Raw genomic sequence first — 24,709 nt, 5'->3', positions numbered from 1 at the left:
CGCCCGCTGCGAGTTCAGCCGGTCAGGCCGAGCAGCCGTTCGGCGTTGCCGGCGAAGATCGCGCGAAGGTGGTCGTCGGGCATGCCCAGCTCCCGGCAGACCCGGAGCTGGTCATCGAGGTAGCGGGTGACGTAGCCGCGGGGGAACCACGACGAGTCGCTGCCGAAGACGATCCGGTGCGGACCGATCGTCTCGTAGCAGCGGCGGAAGAGATCCTCCAACGTCAGCTTGTACGGCATCCAGCGCACCCACTGGTTGGACCCGGACGTGTCGACGTGGATGTTGGGGCAGCCCCAGGCGGCGAAGAACAACTCCTGCACGTGCTGGACGCCGAAGTGCGGCACCACCACCGCCAGCTCCGGGAAGCGGCGGGCCATCCGGGCCAGTTCCTCGGGGCCGCCGTACCGGCCGAAGCTGAGCCCACCGGCGCTGCCGTAGTGCCCGATGTGGATCAGCACGGGCACGCCGAGCCGCTGGGCGGCAGCCCAGAGGGGGTCCAGGTCCTCGTGGTCCAGCGGGCCGCGCAGCAGCGGGGCGAACAGCTTCAGCCCCCGCAGGCCACGCTCGGTCACCGCGCGGTCCAGCTCACCGGCGGCGTCCGGGCCGTACGGGTCATGGTGGGCGAAACCGAGCAGCAGGTCCGGGTGGCGGTCGACGACGTCGGCGAGGGTGTCGTTGCCGCCACCGGTGACGAAGACGGCCCTGCGGACGCCCACGGCGCGCAGCTCGTCGGCCCAGCGGTCGGCCTCGTCCTCCCAGCGCCCGGCGGGCGGCTCCGGGTCGGGGAAGCCCCACGCCTGCCGCCACTGCCGCGCGTACGGGGCCGAGCCGGCTGCCCGCACCGCCCGCTCGTGTGCCCCGCCCGGATGCATGCCGGCGGCCTGCTCACAGGCGTGGATCGTCTCGTCGGAGCCGATCCGGAAGTGCAGGTGGAAGTCGACGACATCCAGTCCCCGCTCGACGGTCATGACTCTCCCCCGGTCACCAGCGGGTCGGCGGTGGGCGGGGCCGGCGGTGGGGCGGCCACCCAGGCGGCGACGATCTCGCGCAGCCGCGCCCCGGCGAGCGCCCGTACCGTCCGGCCGGCCTCCTCGCTGGCCAGCGAGATGTGCCCGGACCAGCCCTGCCAGGGGTCGGGGCGGGACTCGACCAGCACGTAGGGGTGGCCCACCGGCAGCTTCGGCTTCGGTGGCAGGTCGGCCACCGCGTCGAGGCGTACCGCGCCGGGGTCGAATCCGAGCACGCCGGAGGTCTCGTACGCCCCGCCGTGCCCGCGGGCCGGCGGCTCGCCGTAGATCTCCGTCGTCTCCGCCGGGGTGACCAGCTGGAACCAGTTGACCAGCAGCAGGCTGGCGGTACGCCGGCCGGAGACCCACTCCATGGCAGCCCGGACGGTGGACATGTTCGCGTCGTGGCCGTTGACCACCAGCAGCCGGGGGAAGCCGGCGGCCACGATCCCCTCGATCACGTCGGCGAGGTAGCCGACCGCGATCTCCGGCCGGATCGCCACGGTCCCCGGCCAGGGCCGGGTCTGCCCCGGGCAGGCCGCGTACGCCACGGCGGGGAAGACCACGCCGCGTGGCCCCGGCACGTCGCGGGCGGCCTCCCCGGCGAAGCCCTCGGCGAGGATCAGATCGGTGCCGAGCGGCAGGTGCGGGCCGTGCCACTCGACCGCGCCGACCGGGAGCACCGCGAAGTCCGCCGCCGCGGCGACCGCGGCGAGTTCCCCACCGGGGATCCGGGCGGCGGGAACCAGGCCACCGCCCGCCGGCCACCCGGAGGTCACGCCGTCCACTGCGCCGCCTCCCGGCTGGCCTTCGGGCCGCTTTCCAGCCGTCCGGAGACCACCATCACCACGAAGATCAGGACGATCTGGAGCATGCCGTACGCGGCGGCGGTGCCCACCTCGAACGAGTACATCCGGTTGTTGATCTCGACGGAGATCGGCGCGGTCTCCGAGGTGTAGATGAGCACCGAGGCGACGAACTCGCCGACGCCGTGCACGAAGGCGAGCAGCGCGCCGGCCAGCACGCCCGGCAGCATCAGCCGCAGGGTGACCGACCCGAACGCCCGCCACCAGGAGGCGCCGAGGTTGCGGGCCGCCTCCTCCAGCGACGGGTCGAGCTGGGCCAGCGTGGCCGAGCTGGAGCGGAAGACCAGCGGCAGGAACCGCACGAAGTACGCCAGCGGCATGATCCAGAAGGTGCCGATCAGGACCTGGCCGAGGCTGAACGCGTTGCCGGTGCTGAACGCCGAGATCAGGTTGATCGCCACCACCGTGCCGGGCAGCGCCCAGGCCAGCATGACCGCCACGTCGAGCAGGGCACGGCCGCGGAAGTCCAGCCGGCGCACCGCGTACGCGATGAGCACGCCGACCACCACGCAGCCGACCGTGGCGATCAGGCTCATCTCCAGGGAGTTGACGATCGGCCGGTACGCCCCCGGATCGGAGAAGATCGTGACGAAGTTCTGCATGGTGTACGCCGACGGGACCACCTCGGTCGTCCAGGAGCCGTCCTGCGAGAACGCCACCAGGGCGATGGTGCCCACCGGGGCGAGCAGCACCACGGTGGCGAGCACCGAGGCGAGCAGGGCCAGCCACCGGCCGAACGGGTTGGTGATCTCACGGCGGTGCGAGGCGACACCCTTGGACTGGGAGCGGTAGCTGCGCCGCCCCTCGTACCAGCGCATGCCGAGCAGGAACAGCACCGACACCACACCGAGCACCGAGGCGTAGGTGGAGGCCATCGGCAGGTCGCCGTTGGTGCGGTTGATGTAGATCTGCATCGTCATCGTCTGGTCCACCCCGAACAGCAGCGGGGCGGTGTACGACGCCAGCGACGTCATGAAGACCAGCAGCGAGGCGGAGACCAGTGCCGGGGTGAGCATCGGCAGCAGCACCGTGCGCCAGACCCGGACCCGGCCGGCGCCCAGGTTGTAGGCGGCCTCCTCCACCGACGGGTCCATCCCGACCAGCGCGGCCGAGGTGGCCAGGTAGAAGAACGGATACATGGTGAAGGTGTGCACGACCAGCACCCCGGCGATGCCGCTGAACGGCAGCACCGGGTTCTCGGTGCCGAACAGGTGCTGGAGGCCGCGCGGCAGGATGCCGGTCTCGCTGTAGAGCAGCTGGAACGAGATCGCCCCGATCAGCGGCGGCAGCGCCGCCGGCACCAGGATGATCGCCTCGATCAAGCGGCGGCCCGGGAACGAGAAGCGCTTGAGCAGGAACGCCATCGCCACCCCGACGATGCCGCAGAGCACCACGCTGGCCGCCGAGATCACCAGCGAGGTGACCAACGATGAGCGGGCCACGCCGTCGCCGGTGAGGAAGACGGTGTAGTTCGCCAGGCCGTCCACCCCGACGCTCTCGGCGAAGGTGGCGAACATCGGCTGGACCACGTACCCGAAGAGGATCAACGCCAGCGGGAAGACCAGGACGTACGGGAACCAGGGTGAGTTGGCGCCACCGGCGAACCATCGGGACCGGCGGGCCCGCGGCGGCGTCGGCTCCTTGGTGACCGGCGGGACGGTCGCCGCCCCGGGCGTGGCGGGAATCGTACTCACGTCATCACCTCAGTTCGCGACTGCGGGGCTCGCAAAACCGGCTCACTCCTCGCGCTCACGTCATCACCTCAGTTCGCGACTGCGGGGCTCGCAAAACCGGCTCACTCCTCGCGCTCACGGCCGCACCACCCACATGCGCTCCCGGGGCAGCCGCAGCCCGACCTGGTCGCCGACGGCCAGCCCGGCCGGTACGTCGATGGCGGTGACCTGCACCGACTCGCCGGCCGCGTCGACCACGAGGTTGGTGGCCATGCCGGTGAACTCCAGCTCGGTCACCCGGCCGGTGAGCGCACCGGCCTCGGTAGCCGTGGTGAGCCCGATGTGCTCGGGCCGGACCGAGACCAACGCCTTGGCACCCTCGCGCAGGCCGTGCTCGGCGGGTGCGGCCACGGCCAGCTGCTCGCCGCCCGGCAGCGCCACGGTGACGGTCTGCGGGCCGGCGGCGGCCACCGGCAGGCTGAGCACGTTGCTGCGGCCGATGAACCGGGCCACGAAGGCGTTCGCCGGCCGGTGGTAGATCTCCTGCGGCGCGCCGATCTGCTGGACTCGGCCGGACTCCATGACGGCGATCCGGTCGGACATCGCCATCGCCTCGGCCTGGTCGTGGGTGACGTAGATGGAGGTGGTGCCGGCCTCCCGCTGGATCCGGCGGATCTCCACCCGGGTCTCCTCGCGCAGCTTGGCGTCGAGGTTGGACAGCGGCTCGTCGAGCAGCAGGGTGCGGGGGCGGATGACCAGGGCACGGGCCAGCGCGACCCGCTGCTGCTGGCCGCCGGAGAGCTGGTCGATCCGGCGGTCGCCGTAGCCGGCCAGGTGCACCTGGCCCAGCGCCTCCTCGACCCGCCGCTTCGACTCGGCCCGACCGACCTTACGGATCTTCAGGCCGTACGCGACGTTCTGCGCCACGGTCATGTGCGGGAAGAGCGCGTAGTTCTGGAACACCATGCCGGTGTCGCGCTTGTTCGGCGGCCGGTGGGTGACGTCCTCCTCGCCGAAGCGGATCCGGCCGGAGGTGGGGAAGTAGAAGCCGGCCACCATGCGCAGGGTGGTGGTCTTGCCGCAACCGCTCGGGCCGAGCAGGGTGAAGAACTCCCCCGCGGCGATCCTGATGTCGACGTCGTCGACGGCTGCGGTGTCGCCGCCGCGCGCGAAGCGCTTGCTCACCGACTCCAGCGTGACATCGATCATGATGCCTCTCCTTGCGTCCGGTACCGGGTCCGACCGGTTGGTGGGTGGGAGCCAGACCCGTTCTGGCGGTGCGTACGGGAGCCGGGGTGTCGGGTGCGCCAGGCGCACCCGACACCCCGGGTGGTCAGCCCTTGTTCTTGATCTGGCTGTTCCAGTGGTTGATCCACTCGGTCTCGTTCTTGCCGATCACGTCCCAGTCGACGTCCAGCGGCTTGAGGTTGAGCTGGGTCAGCCACTCCGGCTTCTGGGCGATGTCCACGGCCGGGATCTGGAAGTAGTCCTTGGCCAGGTCGGCGCGGAGCGAGTCGTCGAAGAGGAACTCGATGAACTTCTGCGCGCCGGCGCTGTTGCCGCCCTTGACCGCCGCCAGGCCGTCGACCAGGACCGGGGCGCCGGAGGCCGGCATCACGTATCCGAAGGGCATGTTGGCCTGGTTGGCCTGGAGCAGGACGTCCTGCAGGTTCCAGGCACTGAGGACACCCTGCTGGCGGGACATCTTCAGGTAGAGGTCGGTCGGGTTGGCCGCGTACGCGCCGGTGTTGGCGTCCAGCTTCTTCAGCCAGTCGTAGCCCGGCTGCGGGTTACTGCCGTCCGGCGACTGCCGCTGGATCATGGAGGCGTAGATCGACCGCATCGTGCCGGAGGCCGCCACGTCGCGGATGATGATCTTGCCCTTCCACTCCGGCTTCAGCAGGTCGTCCCAGTCCTTCGGGGCCTGCTCCGGGGTGAGGGCCTTGTTGTTGTACATGATGACCTCGGGCAGCAGGATCTCGCCGAACCAGCGGCCCTCGGGGTCCTTGTACTTGGCGTCCATCTTGCCGGCGAACGACGGCTGCCAGGAGGCGAGCAGGTCCTCCGAGGCCCCGGCGGCCAGCCCCTGCTGGGTGCCGCCCCACCAGACGTCGGCCTGCGGGTTGGCCTTCTCGGCCCGGACCCGCTCCAGGATTTCCTGGGCGCCGAGGTTGAGGACCTCGACCTTGCCCTTGTACTCGGGGTACTTGGCGGTGAACTTGTCGACGACGAAGGTGGCGACCTTCTTGTCGCGGGCCGTGTAGATCGTCAGCTTCTCGGTGCCGCTGGCGGCCTTGTCGCCCGAGCCGCCACCGCAGGCGGTGCCGGCGGCGAGGACCGCGGCCAGCGCTCCGGCGAGAAGAAGTCGACGTTTCATGGGGTACCTCCGAGGGGTGCGGGGAACTGCGTTGTTCTGAAGCGAGGGGTCAGGGGGCCGGCAGCAGGGTGGACAGTCCCGCGGCGGCGGCGGAGAGGGCGTAGCTGACCGCGCCGTGCAGCACGGCCCGGTCGCCGAGGACCGCCCGGCGGACCTCGGTCGGACTCGGCGCGGCGGCCGAGACCAGGGTCTGCAGCCGGTCGACGGCGGCGTCGTCCAGCTCGGCGGCGGCCCCGCTGAGCAGGACCCGGCCGGGGTCGACGACGCAGGCGCAGGAGACGATGAGGCGGGACCAGGCAGCCAGCACCTCGTCGAGGTAGGCGGCGGCACGATCGTCGGCGGCGGCCAGTTGCACCAGCGCCTGGACCGGCGACGCGGGACGGCGGCCCGGGGCCAGCGACACCACCTTCTCGGCGATGGCGCTCTCCGACCAGCGGGCCTCGAACGGGCCGACCCCGTCGTGCCCGCGATCGGTGGGGTCGAGCGGCAGGAAACCGACCTCGCCGGCCGCCCCGCCGGCACCCCGACGGACCTGCCCGTCCAGCACCAGGCCGGCGCCGATGCCGTCGGCCACGTGCAGCAGGAGCAGGTCGGCGACGTCGATGCCCGCACCGGCCGCGTGCTCGCCGGCCGCCATCAGGTTGACGTCGTTGTCCACCACCACCGGCACGCCGAGCCGCCGCTGCACCGACTCCCCTATCGGCCGGCCCTCCACCAGACCGACCGAGGGGGCGAGCCGGACGGCTCCCCCGGACGAGACGCCGGGGGCCGCGATGGCCACCCCGCGCAGCGCGGGCAGGCCGTCGCCGGCCAGCTCGGGCACCGCCCGGCAGATCAGGTCGACGATGTCGCCGGTGAGCCGGACCGTCCGGTGGGCGACCACGGCGCCGTCGCTGTCGGCGATCTCGCAGTTGATCCGGGACGGCTCCAGCGAGACGGCCGCGACCAGCTCGGCGCGGGGGTTGAACTCCAGCATGGCGCGCGGCCGTCCGGCCCGTGACGCGCCGGGTCCGCGTTCGATCAGGTAGCCCTCGGCGATCAGGTCACGGACCAGCGGGGTGAGCGTGGCCGGGCTCAACCCGGTGAGCTCGGTCAGCTCGGCACGGGAGAGCACCCGCACCTGGCGGGCGGCGGAGATCACGGAAAGCCGCTTGATCTCCTTCGACCGCTCCCGGCTTACCGGGCTCGTCGGTGGCGTCACCACGTCATTCACACTTCCTTCCTACGGCGAACGAATTATTGAGTCAAGTAACGAATGCGTCTCGGCCAGTCCACGGGACCGTGATGAGCAGTGAAAATGTTGACGAATCCGACCACGGCAGGACATCACCCCCGAGGGAATCGAGGGGCGGAGAGCACTCATGGCGGCCAGTTTGTTTCTTTCGCAAAATAAGAACGATCTTGCACGGCATTGGCGATCCACCGGCCGGTCCCCGCGTCACCGGGCGAAGGCATTCCAGTGTGTACGGAGCCCCGTACCGCCGCGTGCCCGGCAGTCCCGGGTGCCCGGGCACGGGCGTCAGCGGAGCCGGTAGACGGGCGTCCAGGAGGCGGGCGGGCGTCGCAGGTTGGTGCCGATGGCGGCGGCCCAGATGCTCCAGCCCGCCACCACCGCCAGCGCGGCGGCCCAGCAGAGCAGCGGCAGCACCGCGGTGCTGGTGTTCCTGCTCGGCTCCGCGATCAGGCCGCCCGCCACCCCGGCGTACGCCACGGGACGCTTCGCCCGCGGCGGCGGACGGGTACGGGGGGTCAGCTGTCGCAGGCGGTGGCGGGCAGGCCGGTCACCGGGACCGGGGAGCTGCCGGCCGGGCGGGCCTTGCCCGCGAGCACCCCGGCCAGCGCGGTCATCGACGCCTGGCTGGACGAGTACGTGGCCAGCAGCGTCGGCGACTTCGCGCCGGCCAGCACGTACGGGGTGTCCATCGCCACCGTGACGGCCGCGTCGGCCCGCAGGTCGCCGGCGCCGTCGCCGTACCCGACGAGGTGCACGATCCGGCCGCCGCGCGGCACCACCCTGACCCCCGCGGCGGTGAGCGCCTTGGTCAGCGCGGCGCGGGCGCGGTCCCGTCCGGCGGAGGAGGTCACGGTGACCGGCCCGGTCACCGGGGCGTCGCAGGCGCCCCGCAGCATGGTGACCGCGGCGGCGGCCAGGTCGGTGGCCGCCGCGCGGTGTTCGGCGCTGTCCAGCGTCGACATGTCCGGCGCCGGCTGGTCAGCCAGCTTGAACTTCATGGTCAGCACCCGGGTGGCCGCCTCGACCAGCCGGGCCCGAGGCAGCGAGCCGTCCCGGAGCGCGGCGAGCAGTCCGTCGTACGCCTGGCTCACGTTCGGGGTCATCAGGATGAGGTCGTTGCCGGCGTTCAGCGCCCGGACCGCGGCCTCCCCCGGCGACCAGCGCTTGGCCGGCGCCATGTTCATCCCGTCGGTGATCACCACGCCCTGAAAGCCGAGCTGGCCCCGGAGCACGTCGGTGAGCAGCTTGCGGGAGAAGGTGGCGGGCGTGCCGGGGTCGACCGCCTGCACGTCGAGGTGGGCGGACATCACCGCCATCGCGCCGGCGTCGACCCCGGCGCGGAACGACGGGAACGCGATGCGGTCCAGCTCGGCGCGGGACTGGGTGACGACCGGGAGGTCCTTGTGCGAGTCGGCGGCGCTCAGGCCGTGCCCGGGGAAGTGCTTGATGCTGGCCGCCACCCCCTCGGCCTGCAGCCCGCGGACCGCGCCGGCCACCTGGGCGGAGGCGCGCTGCGGGTCGGCGCCGAAGGAACGGGAGCCGATCACCGCGCTGCGGGTCGCCAGCACGTCGGCGACCGGAGCGAAGTCCATGTTGATCCCCATCGCGGCCAGCTCGGCGCCGGCGGCCCGCCAGGCGGCCTCGGTCAGCGCCGCGTCGCCGGCTGCGCCGGCGGCCATCGGGCTGGGCAGCAGGGTCACCCCGTCGGTGATCCGGGTGACCACGCCGTACTCCTGGTCGGTGCCGATCAGGAAGGGCGCCGGGCCGGCGGGGAGCTTCGCGGCGGCCTCCCGCAGGCCGGTGGTCAGCTCGCGGACCTGCCGGGGGTTGTCGACGTTGGTGGTGGCCTGGTTGCCGGAGGTGGGGTCGTCGGCGCTGAACCCGACCAGGATCACCCCGCCGAGGTGGTACTTCGCCACCATCTCGGCGGGGGTGTCGACCCCGGCGAGGTCCTGGTTGCCGGCGGCCGATCCGGGCGAGACCTCGGTCGCCGAGCTGCCGTACGCGTACGGCATCAGCACCTGGCCGACCAGGTCCTCGTCGGCGAGCGTGCGGACCAGGGCCGCCGCCCGGGCCGCCGGCTCACCGGTCGCGGACGCGGCCGGCGGGCTCGCCGGGCCGGCGGCCGGCGGGCCGCCCGGCTGGTTCGCGCAGCCGGAGACAAGGAGGGCGGTCACTGCGGCGAGCACGACGAGGCGACGTCGAGGGGTGGTCGACATGCCGCCTATCCCACCAGTTCCCCGCGTATCGGGGCAACCCGACCTTCGGTCAGCCCACCCGGGTGAGCAGGGTCACCGGCGCGCCGTCACCGGCGTGTCGGTACGGCTCGAGCTCGGCGTCCCAGGCGGTGCCGAGCGCCTTGTCGAGGGCGTGCGCGAGCGCCTCCGGGGCGCGGACGGACGCCATGATCGCGCGCAGCCGGTCCTCGCCGAGCTGGATGTCGCCGGCCGCCCCGACAGTGGCCCGGAACAGGCCCCGCCCCGGGACGTACATGAACCGCTCGCCGTCGACACCGGCGCTCGGCTCCTCGGTCACCTCAAAACGGATCATGGGCCACTGCCGGAGGGCAGCAGCCAGTTCGGCGCCCGTCCCCGGGCTACCGGTCCACCCGCACTCGGCGCGCCGGGCGCTGGGATCGACGGGCTGGGCCGTCCACTGCAGGTTGACCGGCGCGGCAAGGACGCGCGCGATCGCCCACTCGACGTGCGAGCACACGGCGAGCGGGGTCGAGTGGACGTATACGACGCCACGCGTTGGCACGGTGACCTCCCGGAGAGCGAGGTGCGTCTTCCCCTACGACCTCGTCCACCCGGTGGTGTCTGCAACACATGATGACCCTTGTGACGGATGATGCGCCAGCGAATCGGAAAATTCGCCACCCGCTGCCGGCGGAAATACCCGGGCGGCTGACCCTGTTGACCCCCGTGACGGCGCGACGACCAGCCAGGCGTCGAGGTCGTGTACAGTTCTCTGGGCGGTTCTGTGCCGCCGTACATCTTCGCGGGGTCGAGGCCCACCCGGGCGTCACCCGCAACAGCCCCCGGACGTTTCAGTCCTCCCGTACGTCTGCAAGGAGTACTTCCGTGGCGAGCAACACCTCTAAGACCGCGCGCGCGTCAGTCCGGGCCGGCCAGGCTGGCCAGGGTGGCGCCCTCAGCGTGCTGGGCGAGTTCAAGTACCTCATCCCGCTCAACGGCGGCAAGCACGCCTACGTGCGCAACCTGACCAACGGCAAGACCGCGCACCTGCGCACCGACTCCGAGGCCTTCGTCGAGGAGATCCGGGTGCTGGCCGCCGCCGGCCACGCTGCCAAGATCCGGGCGGAGATCAACGGCCTCGCCGCCGCCCACCCGGAGCACGGCTGGGACAAGACCGAGAAGCGTCTCGTCGAGGCCGGCGTCTTCGAGGGCTGAGTCCCTCACCCGCGTCACCACGAACCGCCCGCCGGGGTCGCCCGGCGGGCGGTTCGTCGTCTCTCCACCCTGACGGTTGTCGAGTGCTCCTCACTCCGTCAGCAGCGCGACCTCGCCGGTCGCCAGCTCGTAGAGGGCGCCGACCACCTCGACATCGCCGGCCGCCACCGGGTCGGCCAGCAGGGCGTCGGCCCGCAGGGCGGCCACCGTGCGCACGACGTGCCGGCGGACCGCCAACGGCTGGGCGCCCGGGTCGCCCGCGCCCACCGCCGCGACCGCCGGGGCGATCTGATCCACCACGTACGCCAGCGAGCCGCCCGGCCGCTCCCCGCTGCGCAGCGCCTCCACCGCGGAGCCGACCGCCCCGCAGCGCTCGTGCCCGAGCACCATCACCAGCGGCACGCCGAGCTGGCCCACCACGTACTCGATGGAGCCGCACACCGCCTGGTCGAGGACGTGCGCGCCGGTGCGGATCACGCAGATCGAGCCGAACGTCTGGTCGAAGATCGCCTCCAGCGGGACCCTCGAGTCGATGCAGCCGAGCACGACGGCGTACGGCTGCTGGTCGCCGGAGGCGACGGCCGCGGCGGCGGTGACGTCGTGGCCGTGCACGGGCTGCCCGCTGACGAAGCGGCGGTTGCCGGCCAGCAGCTCGGCCAGGGCGGCACGCGGCGTCCGGGCCGCTCCGGCGGCCGGGGTCGGGCTCGGCGGCGGCATGCCCCCAGCCTGGTCACTGGCCCGATCGTGCGCAGGCCGGTCGGGAATCTTCTCACCGCGACGCTTGGCATGTTGTCATGGCGGGTAGCCGGTTGTTACCGCCGGGTTACGCCGGTGTGACGACACCGGCGGGGCCTTGGGGGTGGACGATGCCGGAGCACCTGGAGGTACGGCTTCCCGACGGCGTACGCCTGCACGTGGTGGTGACCGGGCCGGTCGACGCCGAGGCCACGGCGGTGCTGCTGCACGGTTGGACCCTGGACGGGAGCAGCTGGCACCGCCAGCTCGAGGGGCTGCGGGCGCGGTTCGGCGACCGGGTACGGGTGGTGACGTACGACGCACGCGGACACGGCAGGTCCAGCTGCATGGCGTTGCGGACGGCCACCCTCGCCCAGCTGGGCGACGACCTGGTCGCGGTGCTGGACCAGATCGTCCCGCTCGGGAAGGTCGTGCTGGTCGGGCACTCGATGGGCGGGATGACCGTGATGGAGTACGCCCACCGCCACCCCGCGCACTTCGCCGCCCGGACCGCGGGGCTGGTCTTCGTGTCGACCACCGCAGAGGGACACACCCACACCGTCTACGGGCTCTCGCCCCGGATCGCCCGGTTGATCCGGCTCGCCGAGACCACCGGCGCCGGGGTGCTGGCCCGCTGCGGCTCGTGGCGTCCGCCGCGCGCCCTGCTCCGCGCGTTGCGCCCGAGCATCCGCTGGCTGCTCTTCGGCGACCGCTGCGACCCGGCCGACATCCGGCTGGTCACCTCGGCGGTGGCGCACGCCTCGCTCCGCTCGATCGGCGGGTTCCGCGCCTCGATCGGTGCCCAGCACCGGCTGGACACCCTGACCGCGCTCGGCCACCTGCCGGCCGCCGCGCTGGTCGGCGACCGGGACCGGCTCACCCCGCCGCCGTGCGCCGAGTCCATCGCGGCGGCGCTGCCCGCCACCGAGCTGACCGTCTGCCCCGGCGCCGGCCACATGCTGATGATGGAACGCCCGGACGAGGTGAACGGGGCCCTGGCGGCAGTGCTCCACCGCGCACTGGCCCAACCGGTCGAGCCGACCGACCCGCCGGCCCCGCTGGTCGCGAACCGGCCGGTGGCGGCGGGGGGAACGGCCGGGCAAGGGGTGGGAACGCCCGGATAACGGGCAACCGGCACGACCGGCCCCGGGGCAGCGGCATGGCCACGACGACGGCCGGAGCGGCGACCCGTACCCTCATTCAGCCCGCCGTGCCCGCCGCGTGACCACAGGAGCCCCCGCAGTGAGCGACCAGACCACCCTGGAACGGGAGATCGCCGTCGAGCAACGGCATCTCGACCGGGTGTACGCCCGACTGGCGGTACTGCGCCGGTCGGCCGCCGACGCCGAGCGGGAGGGCTACCGGCTGGCCCGGGTCGGCAACTTCGGCGCGCTGGTGGAGCGGGACGCGATGGTCTTCCACGCCGCGCAGCGCCGGCACGTGCTGGACGCCGAGCACGAGGGGCTGGTCTTCGGCCGGCTCGACCTGCGTACCCGGCAGGTGTTGCACGTGGGGCGGCTCGGGGTGCGCGGCGAGAACGCCGAGACGCTGGTGGTGGACTGGCGGGCCCCGGCCGCCGCCGCCTTCTACCAGGCCACCCCGGCCGAGCCCATGGACGTGGTACGCCGGCGCACCATCCAGTCGTCGGCGGAGAAGGTCACCCGGATCGAGGACGACCTGCTGGACCCCGGGTCGGCGCCGCCGGACATGGCGGTGGTCGGCGACGGCGCGCTGCTGGCCACCCTGTCCCGGGCCACCGGCCGGGGCATGCGGGACATCGTCGCCACCATTCAGCGGGAGCAGGACGAAGCGATCCGCTCCCCCGGGTCGGGCGTCACGATCGTCTCCGGCGGTCCGGGCACCGGCAAGACGGCGGTCGCGCTGCACCGGGCCGCGTACCTGCTCTACTCCGACCGGGCCCGGTACACCGGCGGCGGGATCCTGGTAGTCGGCCCGTCCGGCGTGTTCGTCGAGTACATCGCCTCGGTGCTCCCGTCGCTCGGCGAGGAGACCGCCACCCTGCACTCGCTCGGCTCGCTTTTCCCCGGCATGTCGGCGACCCGCACCGACCCACCAGGGGTCGCGGCGGTGAAGGGGTCGCTGCGGATGCGTCGGGTGCTGGAACGCGCGGTCCGGGACGCGGTGCCGGGCTCCCCCACCGAGCTGCGTCTGCTCTACCGGGGCGAGCTGCTGCGGCTGGGGCGGGCCGAGCTGGACGCGATCCGGGATCGGGCGCTGCCGCGCGGCGCGCGCCGCAACGAGGTGCGCCGGGTCGGCTTCGACGCCGTCCTCGCCGCCCTGTACGCGCAGGCCCGCGGGCTGCGGATCGGCGGGCTGCCGGAGCAGCCCGCGTTCGAGGACGAGATCATCGACCGGCCGGAGTTCCGCGAGTTCCTCAAGGCCTGGTGGCCGCGGCTGCACCCGCGGCACGTGCTCGGCTGGCTGGCCCGCCCCGAGCGGCTGCGCCGGTACGCCGGGGGGCTCCTCGCCGGCGGCGAGATCCGGCTGCTGGCCGAGGCGTACCGGACCCTGGACACCGAGGGCCTGACCATCGCCGACATCGCCCTGCTGGACGAGCTGGACGCGCTGCTCGGCAAGCCGGTGAAGCGGGCGAAGCCGAAGCGCGACCCGTTCCAGCTCGCCGGGGGCGTGCGGGAGCTGAGCACGTTCGCCGACCGGCAGCGGGCGGCGCGGGCCGCCGCGCGGGAGCGCCCGGAGGACTACCGCGACTACGCCCACGTGGTGGTCGACGAGGCACAGGACGTCTCGCCGATGCAGTGGCGCATGATCGGCCGGCGGGGCCGGTTGGCCTCCTGGACGGTGGTGGGCGACCCGGCGCAGACCGCCTGGACGGGCGACCCCGGGGAACTGACCCGCGCCCGTGACCAGGCGCTGGGACGGCGCCGCCGGCACCGGTACGAGCTGACCACCAACTACCGGAACTCGGCGGAGATCTTCGCGGTGGCGGCGGCGGAGATCCGTCGGCGCTACCCGGATCTGGCGCTGCCCACCGCGGTGCGCTCCACCGGGGTGCCGCCGGTCGAGCGGACCGTGGCCGCCGCCGAACTGCCCGCCGCGACCGTGGCCGCGGCCGGCGCCCTGCTCGACGAGGTCGAGGGGACGGTGGGCGTGATCACGCCGGTGCCGCGCCGGGACGAGGTCGCCGGCTGGCTGGGCGACCTGGGCGGCACCCGGCTCCAGGTGGTGACCAGCCTCCAGGCCAAGGGTATGGAGTACGACGGCGTGGTGCTGGTGGCGCCGAGCGAGATCCGGGCCGACCCGGAGTCGGGCGTACGGACGCTCTACGTGGCGCTCTCCCGGGCCACCCAGCGCCTCACCACGCTCGACCCGGTCGGCTGACGACGGCTCCTGATTCGCGCGACGGCAGACGCCCCGAGCCGGAGTCGTCGGAGCGGTCCGTCTCCGCGTCCGTTCACTTGCACACATAGCGATGTGAGCATAGATTGGGTCCGGCCGGGGCGCGGGACGGAAGGGTGTGGGCGTGGGCGCAGGTCATGACCACAGCAGCGCGGCGGCCAACGCCGCGCACCGCCATCGTGGTCGACTCTGGGCCGCGTTCGCACTGCTCACCGCCCTGATGGTGGTCGAGGCGGGGGCCGCGTTCGGCACCGGCTCGCTGGCCCTGCTCTCCGACGCCGGGCACATGTTCACCGACGTGCTCGGCATCGGCATGGCGCTCGCCGCGATCACCGCCACCCGGCGAGCCGACACCGATCCACAACGCACCTTCGGGCTCTACCGGCTGGAGGTGCTGGCCGCGCTCGCCAACGCGGTGCTGCTCGGCGGCGTCGCCGCCTACGTGCTGGTCGAGGCGATCCGCCGGTTCGGCAAGCCGCCGGAGGTGCTCGCCGGGCCGATGCTCGCCGTGGCGGTGCTCGGCCTGCTCGCCAACGTGGCCGCGTTCGCGCTGCTGCGGACCGGCGCGCAGGAGAGCATCAACCTGCGCGGGGCATACCTGGAGGTGCTCGGCGACCTGCTCGGCTCGCTCGGGGTGATCGGCGCCGCGCTGGTCATCGCGCTCACCGGCTGGCGGTGGGCCGACCCGTTGGTCGCCGTCGCGATCGGGCTGTTCATCCTGCCGCGCACCTGGCGACTGGGGCGGGCCGCGCTCCGCATCCTGGTCCAGGCCGCGCCGGAGCACCTCCAGGTGACCGCGGTGCACGACCGGCTGGCCGCGGTCCCCGGCGTCGCCGAGGTGCACGACCTGCACGTCTGGACGCTCACCTCCGGAATGGAGGTGGCGTCGGCGCACCTGACCATGGCACCCGGCGCGGAGGTGGGCGAGGTGCTGGCCGCCGCGCGGGCCGCCCTGCACGAGGACTTCCGGATCGACCACGCCACGTTGCAGATCGAACCCGGAACGTCGGCCGGGGCATGCGGACCCGTCGAGTGGTAATTAGGGCAATCTTAAATTCAAGTGGCTATTGTGCAGCTATGCCGGTTTTAGCCAACCACCGAGCCCCGGCCACCCGGGGCGCGGTCGGCACACCACCGGTAGGCTCGGTCGCGGTCTCCGCCGGGCGGCGTCCTCCGACGCCCGCGGGGCCCGTCGCCTAATCGCCTCAGCACGGCGAGCCGGGGAACCACGTTCCTGGGGTGCATCCGCGTCAGCGGTAGGGATCTTCCGTCCCGAACCCGTCAGCTAACCCGGTCGGCGGTTGACGGAAGGACACCTGAATGCCACCAGTGGCACCTGTACGACGGACGGCCGCCCGGTTGGCGGCCCTGCTCATCGCGGCGCTCGCCCTCGGCGTCGTGATCGCGCCGCTCTCCCCCGCCTCGGCGGCCGCCCCGGCCGGCCTGCTGGCCGCCCCTCCCGGCGACCACGAGGGCGGCACCGCGGCGCTGCGCGCCCAGCTCGACACGGCGAGCAAGGGCTGGCTGGATGCGCGAGCGGCGCTGAACCGGTCGGTGAGCCGGCAGCAGCAGCTCGCCGCCCAGCTCAAGACGATCAACGCCGAGCTGGGCGTACGCGACACCAAGGTCGGCGAGATCGCCGCGGTCGCGTACCGGACCGGGCGGCTCGGCACCGCTGCGGCGTTGCTCTCCAGCAACAGCCCGGAGGGCTTCCTGGACCGCGCCGCCGCGCTGCAACAGGTCGCCGCCCACGAGGACCGGGCGCTGCGCGACCTGATCGACACCCGGGACGAGGCCACCCAGACCCAGGCCGCGCTCAACGGCGAGATCCAGGAGCAGCGCAAGCAGGTCGCGGTGATGGCCAAGCGCAAGCAGCAGGCGGAACGCGCGCTCGAGGTGGCCAACAACCGCCCCACCACCAGCACCGGCGGCGGCAGCGTGCAGGGCACGTCCCGGGCCAACGCCACCCCCGCGCCACGCAACGCCGACGGCTCCTGGCCCGCGGAGTCGTGCAGCGTCAACGACCCGACGCCGGCCAACGGCTGCATCACCCCGCGGATGCTGCACGCCCTCCAGCAGGCCAAGGCGGCCGGGTTCACCCGGTACGTCTCCTGCTATCGGCCCAGCGGCTCGGGCGAGCATCCCAAGGGCAGGGCGTGCGACTTCGCCGCGCAGAAGGGCGGCTTCGGCGGGGTGGCCACCGGCGGCGACAAGACGTACGGCAACAACCTGGCCGCGTACTTCATCCGCAACGCCGACCCGCTCGCCGTGCTCTACGTGATCTGGTACAAGCAGATCTGGCTGCCCAGCAGCGGCTGGAAGGCGTACACCGGCGGCAACGGCGACCCGTCCAGCGACCACACCAACCACGTGCACCTGTCGGTGTACTGAGGCCGGGGTGGCCGGCCGCCCGGCGGGCCACCTACGCCCACCGACGTACGCGGGATGTCGCCGCGCGGCCCACGACGCCGCGCTCCCGAGGCACGAGCATCGAGGGCATGATCCGACTGTCGCCCGCGGGGCGCAAGGCTCTGCTCACCCTGCACCTGGTCACCTCGCTCGGCTGGCTCGGCGCGGACCTGGTGCTGCTCACCCTCGGCGTCGCCGGACTGCGCGGGGCCGACCCCCAGGTGGTCTATCCGGCCGCGGGGCTGCTGGTCACCTGGCTCTTCGCCCCGCTGAGCGTGCTGGTCTGGGTGGTCGGGCTGGCCAGCGCCCTGCTCACCCCGTGGGGCCTGCTGCGCTGGCGGTGGGTGCTGGTGAAGTTCGCGATCACCACGGCGATGCTCGGGCTGGTGCTGCTGGCGCTCAGCCCGACCGTGCGGCGGCTCGGCGAGCTGGGGCCGGACCTCACCACCCGGGACCGGCTGGACCTGGTCATCCCGCCGGCGGTCTCCAGCACCCTGCTGATCATCACGACCGTGCTGTCCACCTACAAGCCGTGGGGGCGGCTGCGCCCGGCCGCGCCGGCGAGCCGGCGTCCGGCCGACGGCTCCAGACGCGCCGAGCTGGAGGTGTCGCGAACCGCCGGGCGGCGGGGCTGACTCAGCCCGGGCGCCCCTCCAGGGTGGCGCCGAGCCGGCTGGCGAGGCCGAGGTGGGCCGCCCGGGCCTGGCGGAACGCGTAGCCGAACAGCGGCGCCGGCGCGGAGAGGGTGATCTCGACGTCGATGCGCACCACCCCGTCCGGCTCGTCCCGTAGCCGGGTGTGGTTGCGGACTGTGGTGGCGGGCTGCTGGCGGGCCACCGTCACCACCTCGTCCTCGTTGGCGATCAGCACGTCCGCCTGGTAGGTGACCGGGAAGTGCAGCGGGCCGAGTTCCAGCCGATCGGTGATCGCATAGCTGGCGAGGGCACCGGGTCGGGGCGGCAACTGGCGGACCCGGACGATCAGCGGGTGCAGCTCGCCCTGACGGGTCAGGTCGCTGAGGAGGGCGACCGCGTCCGCCCGGGTGCAGCGGGCCTGCACGGTGTAGCTGAAACTGTCGCTGCTGAGCACGCCGTACCCCCTTGCCGTCGGCGGTCCGCACGATCGTCCCGTACCCGGGGCCGGCTGGCAACGGTCGGTCGGCCCGGGCCGCACGGCCCGAATCCGACGCGGGGCCGGCGGGGAACCGGCCGAGGCGCACGATCAGGCGCCGGGCAGCACCTCGGGGGTGGCGCGCTCGACGAAGTATGGCTCCGGGGCGCCGAAGAGGCCCAGCAGGCCGGTCACCCAGAGCTGCCGGTGGACGAACCGGCTCGGCTCGGTGACCACCAGCTTCACGCCGCTGACCTCAGCGGTCTGGAAACCGGCGACCATCGCGCTGATGCCTACGGAGTCGATGAAGGTGACCAGCCGCATGTTCAGCTCGATCCGGGCCGGACGGCCCTTCGCGAGCACCTCGGCGATCGCTTCCCGCACCTCGTACGCGGTGTCGACGTCGATCTCGCCCCTCGGGGCGATCTCGATGACACCACCCGGCAGCACCGACTTCACGATCGACAGGCTCACGCGAGCACCTCCACTCGCCCGTACGGGCACCTCATCAGTACGCGGGCCGCGACCGAGCGTATTCCTCCGACGGCCTCGGTCGCCACCCCTCGGGATGAGCAATTCGCGGACTGGGCACACCTGGGCATCCCAGTCCGAATCTTCCAGTTCCTGTTCTTCGCAGACGATGGTTCTCAGTCTCCAACGATCGACCGGGGCCGGCCGATCCGCCGACCCAGGGTAGCGGTCCCCGGCCAGTTCGGCCCGCACCCGGTCCCGGCGCGTTCGGGCGGTTGGTCCCGCCGCGCGCTGATCGGCCGCGCCCGGCTCCGAGCGGCGTGGTTTGCGCCGGCTCCGGGCCGGGCACTGCCCGGTGAGCGAACCGTCACGCACCGGATGACCACCGGAGTCCGAAGCGGTCGCCGGACTCCGGCGCCCCCGAGGAGGTAGCACGATGTTCGGAACCGCCCTGCTCGACCGACGCGGCAAGCCCGAGCGGATCGCGGACCAGGCGTGGCAGCACCTGGTCTCCGCCGTCAGCTCCGCCGGGGACAGCGTCCGGGACGCCGCCCGATCCGCCCGGCGCAACGGGTCGGGCCTGGCCGAGGACGCCACCGACGTGGTCGGCTCCGCCGCCGACGAGGCCCGCCGCCGGGCCACCCGCGCCTTCGACGCGCTCGCCGGCCGCCGGCCGGCGCTGCCCTGGGCGCTGCTGGTCAGCGCCGCGCTGGTCGGCGCCGCGATCGGCTGGGCCGCCGGCACCGCCGCCCGGGCCGCCGGAAGCCGCGTACCGGACCTCGAAGAGATCGAGTTCGTGGACGTGGACCGCCCCGGCTCCCCGGCCGGCCTGGACGGCTGACCCGCACCGACGCGGCGGTTGCCCCCACCCGGGGCAACCGCCGCCGGCGCGGTCAGAACGCGGTCACGCCCGCCGGCGCCCGCTCGGCCCGGCTGAACGCGCGGAGCACGGCCGGCTGCCCGTGCCGGCGTACGGCGAGGCGGGTGAGCAGGGCCAGCACCGGGTCCAGCGCCTCGGCCGGCAGCTCCGGGGTGGGTACGCCGACGCTGACCGCGAGGTCGTCGGAGTGCACCGCGAGCTCCATCAGCCGGGTGGTGAGGTAGTCCTCCAGCGCCAGCGACCACGGCCCCCGGGCCAGGTGCACGACCCGCCCGTCCGGCTCGGCCGGCAGCGCGCCGGCCAGCTCGTCGACCGCGGCGTGGACCGCGGCCAGCAACGCGGCGTGCCCGTCGGCGGCGATCCGCTCCCCGGAGCGGCGAATGCCCACGTTCACCTCGTCGTCGACCGTCGCCCCGATCCAGGTGCCCCGGGCGTAGTGGTCGAGCAGGTCGATCGGTTCGCCCGGCGGGACCGGCTCGGCCAGCACCGTGGGCACGGCCAGGATCTGGGAGGCGAGATGACCGGCGAGCCCGCCGACCCGGAACTCGGCGAGCGCGCTGGCGGCGTCCCACTCCCTGGCTACGGCCGGGTCGGCGAGCAGCGCCGCCGCCGAGCGGGCGGCGGTCAGATAGGCGGACCTGATCGGGTGCATCGGCGTACCCCTCCTCACGGGCGCGGGAAGCCGAGCCTACCCAGCAAGATCGGCCAGGGCGGGCCCCGGACGCGACGGTGGCCGTCCCGCGGACGGGACGGCCACCGCGCTCGGCCCGGTCAGCGACCGGTGCAGGAGATCGTCGGCGCCCGGTTGCCGCCGGTCAGGGTCCCGTTGAAGCCGAGGGTGGTGACCGCACCGACGCCGAGGTTGCCGTTCCACCCGGCATCCCGGACGGTCACGTTCGCCCCGGACTGGGTGTACGACCCGCTCCAGAGCTGGCTGATCGTCTGCCCGTCGGGGAAGGTCCAGGTCAGGGTCCAGCCGGCGATCGGGACGGCGCCCGAGTTGCGGACCGTGAGCTCGGCCTGGAAGCCGCCCGGCCACGAGTTGATCACCGCGTAGCCGGCCGCGCAGCCGCCGCCGGTGGGCGACGGACTGGGCGAGGTGGGCGACGGACTCGGCGACGTCGGCGACGGGCTGGGCGAGGTGGGCGACGGGCTGGCCGTGGTCGGCGTCGGGCTGGGCGTGCCGCCGAGCCGGTCCGCCACCAGGATGCCCCGGCCGTTGGTGCCGAGGTAGACCCGACCGTAGACGCGTGGGTCGCCGGTCAGCGCCTCCCCGGCGTTGCCGTACTGGTGCTTGTCGTCGTTGATCCGCACCCAGGCGGCGCCGGCGTTGTCCGAGCGGTAGACCCCGGGCGTCCCGTCGACCGTGCCGATGGTGAACAGCGCCGGGTACGTCTGCCCGGGGGCCGCCTTGCCGAAGCCCACGTTCACCGCCGAGGTGACGTTGGCCAGCTTGGTGAAGCTCGCGCCGGAGTTGGTGGAGTGCCACAGGCCACCCTCGCCGGCCAGCCAGACGTCGCCCTCCTTGCCGGGCAGCGCCTTGAATTTCACGCTCGTGGTGGGCAGGCCGGTGGCGGCGGTGGCGGTGAAGCTGGCCCCGCCGTTGGTGCTGACGTAGAGCCGCCCGCCGCTGTAGCCGTAGAACTTGCCGGGGTTGACCCGGTCGGACTCGACGGTGGCGTTGGCCGGGATGCCGGTCGACGCGGTCCACGAGTTGCCGAAGCCGACCGAGCGGACCACCTGCTGCCCGGAGTCGCCCGGTGCCCAGACGAACTGGCTGCCGTCGGCGGACGCGGCGACCGTGCCACCGTTGTTGATCCCGCCCGGCTCGGTGCCCTGGAACCAGTTCGCCCCGCCGTCGGTGGAGAACGCGACGTGACTGTCGTTGGGCCGGTCGGAGTCGGTGAAGTTGCCGGCCCGGACCATCACCGACGGCTTGGTCTCGGCGTAGTCGAGGCTGGTGGTGCTGGTGAAGTTGGGCTGGGTGAACATCATCGAGGGCACCGCGGCCAGGTCGGTGTGGCGGAAGCCGCCGATGTCGCCGAGCGCGCTGACCAGCGGGGCGCCCGAGGGCGGGCTGATCAGGTCGAGCACCGCGGTCTCCTCCAGCCCCTTGACCATGGGCTTGATGGTGAACTGGCCGCCGGTGTCCCACTTGGTGAGGTCGGTGGTGCCGTAGATGGTGGCACCCGTGCCGTACATCATCCGGTTGCTGTCGAACGGGTCGATCTCCAGCGACTCGTTCATCCAGCCCAGCTTCGGGGACTCCTCCGGCGGGGACGGGTTGGTGCCGAAGGTCAGCCACGGTGCCGAGCTGATGTCCATGGTGTACCTCTTGGCGCGGTTGGGGTAGCTGCTCCAGTCCCAGATCCGGGTCCAGGTCGCACCCCCGTCGGTGCTGCGCCAGAAGATGGCGTCCGGCCACCAGGAGATCTGGGTGGCCACCATGAGGGTGTTCGGCTTCTGGCGGTCGATGGTCAGGCCGGAGTAGCCGAAGTACGCGTCGGTGCTGGTCGACGGGATCGGGCTGATCTGCGTCCAGGCGCCGGTGGCCCGGTTGAACTTCCACACGTCGCCCTTGCCGCCGTCGTACGGGCCGCCGGTGTCGCTGGTGGCGATGTAGAGGTAGCCGCCGACCGGGTCCACCACGCCCTTGTGGGCGAGGTAGCCGGTGGGCTGGCCGGCGATCCGCTCCCACGTGGTGCCGCCGTTGGTGGTCCGGTAGACCGGGTTCTGCTTGTCCGCCACGCCCACGTAGACGGTCTGCGTGGCGCTGCCCGCCGTACCCGTGCTCTTGTCGAAGCTGACCCAGGTCAGGCCCTGGTTCTGGCTCTGGTAGCCACTGCTGTCGTTCGGGTCGGCGCGGTAGTTGCCGACGTTCGGGAAGTTGGCGACCTTGGCCCAGGTCGCGCCGTAGTCGGTGCTGCGCCACAGGCCGTTGCCGCCCTCGGCGCCGTAGTAGAGGATGCTGTTCCTGTTGGGGTCGACGGCGAGCCGCTCCCCCATGCCCCGGCCGGGCATGTTGCCACCGTTCTTGAACGGCAGTGGGGTGGCCTGCCAGGTGGCACCCTTGTCGGTCGAGCGCAGGATCGCGCCGTTGTTCGGGTCCCAACTGTTGGTGTACATCCCGACGGCGGCGTACACCCGGTTGGTCTGCACCGGGTCGGTGGCGAGGCTGACCACGCCGTTCCAACCCCATTTGTCGGCGCCGACCCAGTCCAGCAGCGGCGTCCAGGACTGGCTGGACTGTTCCCAGCGGTACGCCCCGCCGATGTCGGTGCGCGCGTAGATCAGGTTCTTCTCGGTCGGGTTGTAGACGATGCCCGGGACGAAGCCGCCACCGTCGATCCGGACGTTCTTCCAGGTGTACGGCTCGGCCGAGGCGGCGGAGGCCGGGATGGCGGGGGCGGCGGCGAACTGCACGGCTACGGCCGCCGCGGTGGCGGCCAGCGCGGCGACGGCCGCGCCGGCGAGACTTCTGCGCATGGGCGGTTCCTCTCGGTTGCCCTGTGGTACGGGACGGGACGACGACTCCAGGTCGTGGCGCAGGGGAGCTGCCCGGGCTCCCCGTCGGCGTGCTGGCTCCCGCAGCCGAGGGACATTCACCCTAACCGTTGGATCGGGGGGTTTGGAAGCGCTCCCAGACCAACTCGGGTCACCCGGAACGGGTGAGGGCTGGTCACCCGAGGTCCGGGCAGGATCGGGTGTGGCGGGCACCCGTGCCGGTGGCGGAGCGCCCGCGCCCGCGAACCGATCCGGGAGGGGAGGCCACCGATGGCCACCGCGTCGATCACGCGTACCGACCAGGACATCCAGACCGACGTCCTCGACGAGCTGACCTGGGAACCCCGGGTACGCCCCAACGAGATCGGGGTGACCGTCACCGAGGGGGTGGTGACGTTGACCGGCTGGGTGGACAGCTACGCCAAGAAATGGGCCGCCGAGCGGGCCGCGCACCGGGTGTCCCGGGTCCGGGCGGTCGCCAACGACCTCGCCGTCCGGATCGCCACCTCCGCCGAGAAGAGCGACCCGGAGATCGCCACCGCGGCCAGCCGGGCGCTGGAGTGGGACGCCTTCGTGCCGATCGAGACGCTGGACGTGACGGTCGCCGACGGCTGGGTGACCCTGCACGGCGAGGTCGAGTGGGAGTACCAGCGCCGCGCCGCCGAGCGGGCGGTCGGCCGGCTCACCGGCGTACGCGGGGTGAGCAACGGCATCACCGTCCGACCGGGAGCCCGCAGCGACGGGCACGAGCTGGCCGTGCGGATCGTGGACGCGCTGGCCCGCAACGGCGCCACCGAGGCGGAGGGGATCAGCGTCCGGGTGCACGGCGACACCGTGGTGCTGGAGGGCCTCGTCCACTCCATTCAGGAACGCGAGGAGATCGAGCGGGTCGTCTGGTCCGCCCCCGGCATCCGGGAGGTCCACAACCATGTGACCGTGGGCCGTTGAGGGGAACCACCCGGGCCGGGTGATCCCGGCTCACCCGGGCGCGGGCGAGGCTGGGACCCATGACTGATCCGAACGGGTTGACCGCAGCCGGGCGCATCGCGCCCGGCTGCACCCTGCCGGCGCTCGCGGACGGGCGGGAGGTGGCCCGATGACGACGCCACTCCAGGTCACCACCGCGAAGCTGCGGATCCCGGTGACCGACACCGACCACTCCCGTGGGCCGGCCGACGCGCCGGTCACCATCGTCGAGTACGCCGACTTCCAGTGCCGGTTCTGCGGTGCCGCGCACGCCAACCTGGCCGAGGTGCTGCGCCAGCGCGCCGAGACCGTCCGGCTGATCTACCGGCACTTCCCCATCGCCAACGTGCACCCGTACGCGGAGAGCTCGGCGGAGACGGCCGAAGCCGCCGGACGGCGGGGACGGTTCTGGGAGATGCACGACTGGCTGTTCGAGCACCAGGACCAGCTCGATCCGGTGCACCTGTCGCTCGGCGTCGAACAGCTCGGGCTGCCACCCGACGAGATCGGCACGGAGGTGGAGCGGCAGGCCCACGCCGACCGGGTCCGGCGGGACTTCGTCGGCGGCATCCGCAGCGGGGTGAACGGCACCCCGACGCTCTTCGTCAACGACGCCCGCCACGACGGCGGCTACGACCTGGCGGACCTGCTGGCCGCGGTGGACGCGGCGGCGACCGACTGACCCG

23 protein-coding genes and 1 riboswitch are annotated in these 24,709 nt (G+C 73.0%); of the genes, 9 read left to right on the top strand and 14 right to left on the bottom strand.

Annotated features, from left to right (window positions below; all coding sequences use genetic code 11):
• Positions 1-14 precede the first annotated feature (14 nt).
• From ACNAVT_RS13790 to ACNAVT_RS13750, 9 genes are all read right to left on the bottom strand, one after another.
• The gene (locus ACNAVT_RS13790) at positions 15-968 is read right to left on the bottom strand and encodes an amidohydrolase family protein (RefSeq protein ID WP_416296226.1); all 954 of its coding nucleotides are present in this window, start codon (positions 966-968) and stop codon (positions 15-17) included.
• Positions 965-1,795, bottom strand: coding sequence for a creatininase family protein (locus tag ACNAVT_RS13785; protein ID WP_416296224.1), 831 nt, complete (start codon positions 1,793-1,795; stop codon positions 965-967). Before ACNAVT_RS13785 ends, ACNAVT_RS13790 begins: the two co-directional genes overlap by 4 nt.
• Complete coding sequence (locus tag ACNAVT_RS13780) at positions 1,783-3,567, bottom strand: ABC transporter permease (protein ID WP_416296222.1); 1,785 nt, start codon at positions 3,565-3,567, stop codon at positions 1,783-1,785. The genes ACNAVT_RS13785 and ACNAVT_RS13780 overlap by 13 nt, the downstream gene beginning before the upstream one ends.
• 114 nt (positions 3,568-3,681) lie before the next feature.
• On the bottom strand, positions 3,682-4,755 hold the full coding sequence (locus tag ACNAVT_RS13775; RefSeq protein ID WP_416296220.1) for an ABC transporter ATP-binding protein: 1,074 nt from the start codon (positions 4,753-4,755) through the stop codon (positions 3,682-3,684).
• A gap of 124 nt (positions 4,756-4,879) precedes the next feature.
• Positions 4,880-5,923, bottom strand: a complete 1,044-nt coding sequence (locus tag ACNAVT_RS13770) for an extracellular solute-binding protein (RefSeq protein WP_416296218.1) — start codon at positions 5,921-5,923, stop codon at positions 4,880-4,882.
• Positions 5,924-5,972: 49 nt separating this feature from the next.
• A complete protein-coding gene (locus ACNAVT_RS13765; protein ID WP_416296216.1) occupies positions 5,973-7,136 on the bottom strand; it encodes an ROK family protein in 1,164 nt (387 codons plus the stop codon).
• Positions 7,137-7,442: 306 nt separating this feature from the next.
• Positions 7,443-7,634 carry a hypothetical protein gene (locus ACNAVT_RS13760; protein ID WP_416296215.1) on the bottom strand — a complete coding sequence of 64 codons (192 nt, stop codon included), beginning with the start codon at positions 7,632-7,634 and terminating at the stop codon, positions 7,443-7,445.
• A gap of 38 nt (positions 7,635-7,672) precedes the next feature.
• Positions 7,673-9,376 carry a glycoside hydrolase family 3 protein gene (locus ACNAVT_RS13755; protein ID WP_416296213.1) on the bottom strand — a complete coding sequence of 568 codons (1,704 nt, stop codon included), beginning with the start codon at positions 9,374-9,376 and terminating at the stop codon, positions 7,673-7,675.
• Positions 9,377-9,425: 49 nt separating this feature from the next.
• A complete protein-coding gene (locus tag ACNAVT_RS13750) occupies positions 9,426-9,917 on the bottom strand; it encodes a DUF3145 domain-containing protein (RefSeq protein WP_416296211.1) in 492 nt (163 codons plus the stop codon).
• A 323-nt stretch (positions 9,918-10,240) separates the two neighbouring features.
• Here ACNAVT_RS13750 and ACNAVT_RS13745 point away from each other — a divergent pair, with 323 nt between their 5' ends.
• Positions 10,241-10,570 (top strand): hypothetical protein, encoded by a 330-nt coding sequence (locus ACNAVT_RS13745; RefSeq protein ID WP_416296209.1) that lies wholly within the window; start codon positions 10,241-10,243, stop codon positions 10,568-10,570.
• Between the two features lie 90 nt (positions 10,571-10,660).
• Here the strand turns inward: ACNAVT_RS13745 and ACNAVT_RS13740 are convergent, their stop codons facing one another.
• A complete protein-coding gene (locus ACNAVT_RS13740) occupies positions 10,661-11,287 on the bottom strand; it encodes a carbonic anhydrase (protein WP_416296207.1) in 627 nt (208 codons plus the stop codon).
• A gap of 149 nt (positions 11,288-11,436) precedes the next feature.
• On the opposite strand from ACNAVT_RS13740, the gene ACNAVT_RS13735 reads away from it, so the two are divergent.
• From ACNAVT_RS13735 to ACNAVT_RS13715, 5 genes are all read left to right on the top strand, one after another.
• Complete coding sequence (locus tag ACNAVT_RS13735; protein ID WP_416296205.1) at positions 11,437-12,429, top strand: alpha/beta fold hydrolase; 993 nt, start codon at positions 11,437-11,439, stop codon at positions 12,427-12,429.
• Between the two features lie 118 nt (positions 12,430-12,547).
• Positions 12,548-14,665, top strand: a complete 2,118-nt coding sequence (locus tag ACNAVT_RS13730; protein WP_416296203.1) for a HelD family protein — start codon at positions 12,548-12,550, stop codon at positions 14,663-14,665.
• Between the two features lie 142 nt (positions 14,666-14,807).
• Positions 14,808-15,722, top strand: coding sequence for a cation diffusion facilitator family transporter (locus ACNAVT_RS13725; protein WP_416296201.1), 915 nt, complete (start codon positions 14,808-14,810; stop codon positions 15,720-15,722).
• A 144-nt stretch (positions 15,723-15,866) separates the two neighbouring features.
• A riboswitch (cyclic di-AMP (ydaO/yuaA leader) is annotated at positions 15,867-15,999 on the top strand.
• Between the two features lie 4 nt (positions 16,000-16,003).
• The gene (locus ACNAVT_RS13720; protein WP_416296199.1) at positions 16,004-17,074 is read left to right on the top strand and encodes a hypothetical protein; all 1,071 of its coding nucleotides are present in this window, start codon (positions 16,004-16,006) and stop codon (positions 17,072-17,074) included.
• A gap of 107 nt (positions 17,075-17,181) precedes the next feature.
• On the top strand, positions 17,182-17,727 hold the full coding sequence (locus ACNAVT_RS13715) for a hypothetical protein (RefSeq protein ID WP_416296197.1): 546 nt from the start codon (positions 17,182-17,184) through the stop codon (positions 17,725-17,727).
• A 1-nt stretch (position 17,728) separates the two neighbouring features.
• Here ACNAVT_RS13715 and ACNAVT_RS13710 read toward each other — a convergent pair whose 3' ends face one another.
• Both ACNAVT_RS13710 and ACNAVT_RS13705 read right to left on the bottom strand, forming a co-directional pair.
• Entirely contained in the window at positions 17,729-18,181 is a 453-nt protein-coding gene (locus ACNAVT_RS13710; protein WP_416296195.1) for an SRPBCC family protein, read from the bottom strand.
• Between the two features lie 132 nt (positions 18,182-18,313).
• Positions 18,314-18,676, bottom strand: a complete 363-nt coding sequence (locus tag ACNAVT_RS13705; protein WP_416296193.1) for an STAS domain-containing protein — start codon at positions 18,674-18,676, stop codon at positions 18,314-18,316.
• A gap of 433 nt (positions 18,677-19,109) precedes the next feature.
• Between ACNAVT_RS13705 and ACNAVT_RS13700 the strand changes: the two genes are divergently transcribed.
• Positions 19,110-19,514: a hypothetical protein gene (locus ACNAVT_RS13700; RefSeq protein WP_416296191.1), complete on the top strand. Its 405-nt coding sequence runs from the start codon at positions 19,110-19,112 to the stop codon at positions 19,512-19,514.
• 52 nt (positions 19,515-19,566) lie between these two features.
• On the opposite strand, the gene ACNAVT_RS13695 is transcribed toward ACNAVT_RS13700, so the two are convergent.
• Together ACNAVT_RS13695 and ACNAVT_RS13690 are read right to left on the bottom strand one after the other, a co-directional pair.
• Positions 19,567-20,205, bottom strand: a complete 639-nt coding sequence (locus tag ACNAVT_RS13695; protein WP_416296189.1) for a maleylpyruvate isomerase N-terminal domain-containing protein — start codon at positions 20,203-20,205, stop codon at positions 19,567-19,569.
• Positions 20,206-20,324: 119 nt separating this feature from the next.
• Positions 20,325-23,039 carry a cellulose binding domain-containing protein gene (locus ACNAVT_RS13690; RefSeq protein ID WP_416296187.1) on the bottom strand — a complete coding sequence of 905 codons (2,715 nt, stop codon included), beginning with the start codon at positions 23,037-23,039 and terminating at the stop codon, positions 20,325-20,327.
• A 288-nt stretch (positions 23,040-23,327) separates the two neighbouring features.
• Here ACNAVT_RS13690 and ACNAVT_RS13685 point away from each other — a divergent pair, with 288 nt between their 5' ends.
• Positions 23,328-24,005: a BON domain-containing protein gene (locus ACNAVT_RS13685; RefSeq protein WP_416296185.1), complete on the top strand. Its 678-nt coding sequence runs from the start codon at positions 23,328-23,330 to the stop codon at positions 24,003-24,005.
• 148 nt (positions 24,006-24,153) lie between these two features.
• Entirely contained in the window at positions 24,154-24,705 is a 552-nt protein-coding gene (locus ACNAVT_RS13680; protein ID WP_416296183.1) for a DsbA family protein, read from the top strand.
• The last annotated feature ends 4 nt before the right edge of the window (positions 24,706-24,709 follow it).

The sequence above is a fragment of the Micromonospora sp. SL4-19 genome (assembly GCF_047921475.1).
GTDB lineage: Bacteria > Actinomycetota > Actinomycetes > Mycobacteriales > Micromonosporaceae > Micromonospora.
This window is presented reverse-complemented; position numbering and strand designations above follow the sequence as displayed.

Excerpts from the sequence above, each read along its gene's own strand:
- ACNAVT_RS13685 (WP_416296185.1), top strand. The coding sequence starts at position 23,328 with ATGGCCACCGCGTCGATCACGCGTACCGACCAGGACATCCAGACCGAC.
- ACNAVT_RS13690 (WP_416296187.1), bottom strand. The coding sequence starts at position 23,039 with ATGCGCAGAAGTCTCGCCGGCGCGGCCGTCGCCGCGCTGGCCGCCACC.
- ACNAVT_RS13770 (WP_416296218.1), bottom strand. The coding sequence starts at position 5,923 with ATGAAACGTCGACTTCTTCTCGCCGGAGCGCTGGCCGCGGTCCTCGCC.
- ACNAVT_RS13790 (WP_416296226.1), bottom strand. The coding sequence starts at position 968 with ATGACCGTCGAGCGGGGACTGGATGTCGTCGACTTCCACCTGCACTTC.
- ACNAVT_RS13700 (WP_416296191.1), top strand. The coding sequence starts at position 19,110 with ATGTTCGGAACCGCCCTGCTCGACCGACGCGGCAAGCCCGAGCGGATC.
- ACNAVT_RS13740 (WP_416296207.1), bottom strand. The coding sequence starts at position 11,287 with ATGCCGCCGCCGAGCCCGACCCCGGCCGCCGGAGCGGCCCGGACGCCG.
- ACNAVT_RS13720 (WP_416296199.1), top strand. The coding sequence starts at position 16,004 with ATGCCACCAGTGGCACCTGTACGACGGACGGCCGCCCGGTTGGCGGCC.
- ACNAVT_RS13715 (WP_416296197.1), top strand. The coding sequence starts at position 17,182 with ATGATCCGACTGTCGCCCGCGGGGCGCAAGGCTCTGCTCACCCTGCAC.
- ACNAVT_RS13695 (WP_416296189.1), bottom strand. The coding sequence starts at position 20,205 with ATGCACCCGATCAGGTCCGCCTATCTGACCGCCGCCCGCTCGGCGGCG.
- ACNAVT_RS13775 (WP_416296220.1), bottom strand. The coding sequence starts at position 4,755 with ATGATCGATGTCACGCTGGAGTCGGTGAGCAAGCGCTTCGCGCGCGGC.
- ACNAVT_RS13735 (WP_416296205.1), top strand. The coding sequence starts at position 11,437 with ATGCCGGAGCACCTGGAGGTACGGCTTCCCGACGGCGTACGCCTGCAC.
- ACNAVT_RS13680 (WP_416296183.1), top strand. The coding sequence starts at position 24,154 with ATGACGACGCCACTCCAGGTCACCACCGCGAAGCTGCGGATCCCGGTG.
- ACNAVT_RS13755 (WP_416296213.1), bottom strand. The coding sequence starts at position 9,376 with ATGTCGACCACCCCTCGACGTCGCCTCGTCGTGCTCGCCGCAGTGACC.